The 4,188-nt window shown below is 54.9% G+C and carries 1 protein-coding gene; it reads right to left on the bottom strand.

From position 1 onward, the window contains the following. A partial coding sequence (locus WCG50_RS17810; protein ID WP_336900937.1) for a LamG-like jellyroll fold domain-containing protein occupies nt 1–4,088 on the bottom strand: 4,088 nt, incomplete at its 3' end. Nucleotides 4,089–4,188 lie beyond the last annotated feature (100 nt).

Genomic DNA, 4,188 nt, shown 5'->3' with positions numbered 1-4,188 from the left:
GGCACCGGGTTGAGCGCCAGCCGGTAATCGCCACTAACCGCCACTCCCGCGACCATCTGCGTATAGCTGTCACCGGTGGCGGTGAAGCTAACCGGCTCGTCGGCCCAATACCACCCCATCGACCGCTGCAATTGATACGAACCGCCCACGGTTAAGTTGGTAAAGCTAAGGAACGACATGGGCGCAATGCCCAAAACCGGATTGGCAATGAACGGCGGGTCGATGACGACCAGCGGCGCGTTGGTGTAGCCATATCCGGCATCCAGCATGCTGATGGCCGTCACCATGCCATTGCTGACCACCGCGACCGCTTGGGCTCCGCTCCCGCCCCCACCGACGAACCGAACGACCGGGGTATTGGTGTAGCCGCTGCCGCCGTCCGTGATATTGGCGCCAACGACGAAAAACCCAAACAACGTCGCCGTGCCAGTTGCGGTGCTGAAGGGTGGAATGACCGTCAGAACGGCATTGCTGCTGGTGACGCTGCCACCCGTATTGCTGACGATCACGGCGTAAATGCCCGCATTGTTAGCAGTTGCGTTGGCCAGGCTGTAGCTGGCGTTGGTCGCCCCGGGAATGTTCACGCCGTTCCACTGCCATTGGAAACCAAGGCCCGTGCCCGTGGCGCTGACACTGAAACTGACCGGACTGCCTTGATTAACGCTTTGGCTCACGGGCTGGGTGGTGATGGTGGGAGGCGGTGTTGACTCGTAGGCATACATCTGCTGAACTTCGGAATCGGAAAGGGCCCGGTTGTATAGACGGACTTCGTCCATATCACCTTGGTAGTACGCTGTTCCAGTGGGGTCTGCATATTGCCAAAAGTGTTTACCCAGCCAAAATGAGCGATTTCCGTCGCCTGCCGACATTACATGATTGTCCACGATGCTGGCCACCAACTTTCCGTCTAGGTACAGCGCGTAATTGGTTCCATTCTTAACGCCGACAATGGAATGCCAAGCTCCATCCAACACGTTCGATGAGGTGGAACAGGTCAGATTACCGTAGTAATAGTCATCAACATTCAGCGACAGCCTTCCAGAAACATTAATGTCCAATGTGGCCCAACCGCCAGTAGCGACATCGGACGATCCGGTGCGTCGAGTCATGAAGACAATGTGTTTCGTGTAGCCCGGATCATATGGACGGGGCTCCAGAACTTGGGTTGATTTGATCCAGCAGCATTCAGTATAAACTGCTGGAGAAGCGGGAAAGATGGCTTTGCCAAGGTCAACAAATGATTCCCCACTAAAGCGTATTGCACTGCTACTCATACCAAACCGATCGGCCGCAAAGGTAATATTTGTGGTTATCCCTGTATTTCCATTTCCGGTCGCATCATTTGCATTCCCGTTGAACGGGTAATAAGCCAGCAGACCGTTGGTTAAAAAGCCTGGTGGTGGATTTGCCGGAATGACGGCCAGAATAGCATTGCTGCTGGTGACGCTGCCGCCCGCATTACTGACGACCACGGTGTAAATGCCTGTATCGTTGGTCGTTGCGCTGGCCAGGCTGTAACTCGCGTTGGTTGCCCCGGAAATGCTCGTGCTGTTCAACCGCCATTGGTAACCAAGGCCCGTGCCTGAGGCGATGACACTGAAACTGACCGGACTACCTTGATAGACGTTTTGGCTCGCAGGCTGGCTGATGATGGAAGGCGGTGGATTTGGAGCTGCATTTACTAAAATCACATAGGCACCCGCGTTGGTGACCGTGGCGCCGTAAGCTTGAAATCCTGCCATTGTCTGTCCCGCGACCACTGTCACCCCAGAAGTGGTCCCCTGCGCGCCTCTGACATCAGCATCACCGGCTTGGCCAATCAATGTGGCATTCAACGGTGAACCATTGGTGGACAAGGTCACAACGAACCCAGCTGTGCCGCCCAGACTGGTGAGATTGGTGGTGGCCATGCTCAAGCCATTTGTCGTCTTGCCAGCAGCCAATACTTGTGAATTCCCGAGAAGATAAAGCGATGCCACCGCTTGATCCCCCGCTCCCCCGAATTGGGTCAGCCACTTGACCTGCCCACTGGAACTGATGCAGCCGGCGAAACCGTCTTGCCCGTTCGGCACGGGCAATTGGGGTGATTGACCTCCAAAACTCAGTCCCACCGTGTTATACGTTCCCGCCAGGAAAATATCGCCGTTGGTGGCCGCAATGAGAGTATTGTAGCCGACATAGTTTACACCATCTGGGCCGCCGGGAGTTGACAATGCCCATTCGTAAATCCCACTGCTGCTGAATTTGGCAAGAAAGGTTGACTGATAGCCGCCGTTGGCCACGCTTTGGACGTTTCCTCCTGCATCTACCAGAGTAGTGGCGGCTCCAGAGCTGCTGGACCTGCTGTTGCCGGCAACAAATACGGCACCTGCGTTGTCCACAGCCACGCCATATTCGAAGGACGCATCACGATTATAGCACTTGGCGCTCCACTGATATGCCCCTGACGAGTTGAACTTGATGAGAAAACCTGTGCCAAAGCTTGATGTTGTGATGCTGGTCGAACTGCCAAGCCCATCCGTTACAGTTGCGCTGCCCTGTGAAGGACAGCATCCGTTGTACAAACCAGCCCAATAAACGTTTCCCGAGTTGTCTATCGCCGTCGATTGACCACCATCCGTGGCAGAGATGCCAGTGACCGAGGCTTTCCAAAGCAATTGCCCGGCAGAATTAAAATGCAGTAGAAAACCGTCGGATACTTCTTCTCTTGCTTGGTTGCCTGCGTCATAGGCTGTGGTGCTTGTCACCTTGCTCCCATCCACCACCGTTAAACTTGAGTGCTCCCAACCTGCGATCACACACATATTGGACTGCACCGACATCCTGATCCCCCACGGCACATAGCCAGTTGTCCCAACGTCATCGTAAACACCACCAATGGTCGCCGCCCAGTTCACAACTCCTGCCGGCGAGTATTGTACCAATAGCGCATCTCTTTGCCCGCGCGAGGTGAACGTATTGGTTCCGAGCGTGACGCTGTTCGTGAATGCTCCAAGAACCCAAACATGGCTTGATTGGTCTTGAATCGCCTGAATCAGTTCAAAGTTGGCTTGGGGAAGTGGCAAGCTTTGGGCGTTGGCTGGAGCTGACTCATAGGCATACAACTGCTGGACTTCGGAATCCGAAAGGGCACGGTTGTAGATGCGAACGTCGTCCATTTGCCCCCTATAGAGTGCAACATCTCGTGGACCCGAAGTGGTATAGACGCTGCTCCCTAGCCAAAAATGCCTTGTGCCGTCACTTGCTTCCATAACGTGAGTGTTTGTGAAGTTAGCCACACGGATGCCGTCAAGGTAGAGGCTGTAAGCAGCATCTGCATGCACTGCGAGCAAATGATGCCACCGACCGTCCAACACGACTGCATTTGTTGGGGCGGAGCCGACCGTCGCGTCATAAAAATAGAAGTAATCATCAAGTTTCAGAGTAAGCAGTCCGTCATTGTCAATGCACAGTCCACCCCAGCCGCCTTGACCTGTGCCGTTGCCAATGGTTTCAAACCCCGTCCTTCTCGTCATGAAATAGATGCGCTTATAGCCGGGCGTGCCAGTGCTGATTTCCAAGGCTTGGGTTGATTGTATCCAGCAACTTTCCGTGTAATCGGAATTGCCCGCCGAAGGACTGAGCAAAATGCCGCAGTCGAAAAAGGCCCCGTTCGACAGAACCAGCGCGGAGGAATTCTGGTTCCAACGGTCTGTCGCAAAAGTGTTTGTTGAGCCAACCGTTGCTCCATTGTTCCGATTCCCACTCGCGTCATTGGCATTCCCGTTGAATGGATAATACGCCACCAGACCGTTGGTGGGGGGCTGCGGGGGCGTTGACTCGCAGACATATAGTTCCGCGCTGGAAAGAGAAAGAAACATGACAGTAGCCGCCTGGAAGCCTTCGCACCCCCCTGCGATCAGCACGTTGTGATTCGGGAGCAAGATCGCCTTGCTCAAGAAGCGTCCGGTGTTTAGATCGCCTGTCGCCGTCCACGTCTCGGTGGCTGGATTATACAGCTCTGCGCTGGCGATAGGGGTGTAGTTGGTCCCAGTTTGCCCGCTCGCGACCAGCACCGCCCCATTGGGAAGCAAGGTCGCCGTGTGCATAGTACGTGCGGTTCCCATCGCGGTAGTCGCGGTCCAAGTGCCGGTTATGTTTACGCATAAATTGGGTAATCAGATCTTTAGCCGTCTGCAACGTCGTGGC

The organism is Rhodoferax sp. (genome assembly GCF_037143375.1).
Lineage (GTDB): Bacteria > Pseudomonadota > Gammaproteobacteria > Burkholderiales > Burkholderiaceae_C > Rhodoferax.
The sequence above is the reverse complement of the archived record's forward strand: the minus strand, read 5'-3'. Positions and strand labels throughout refer to the sequence as shown.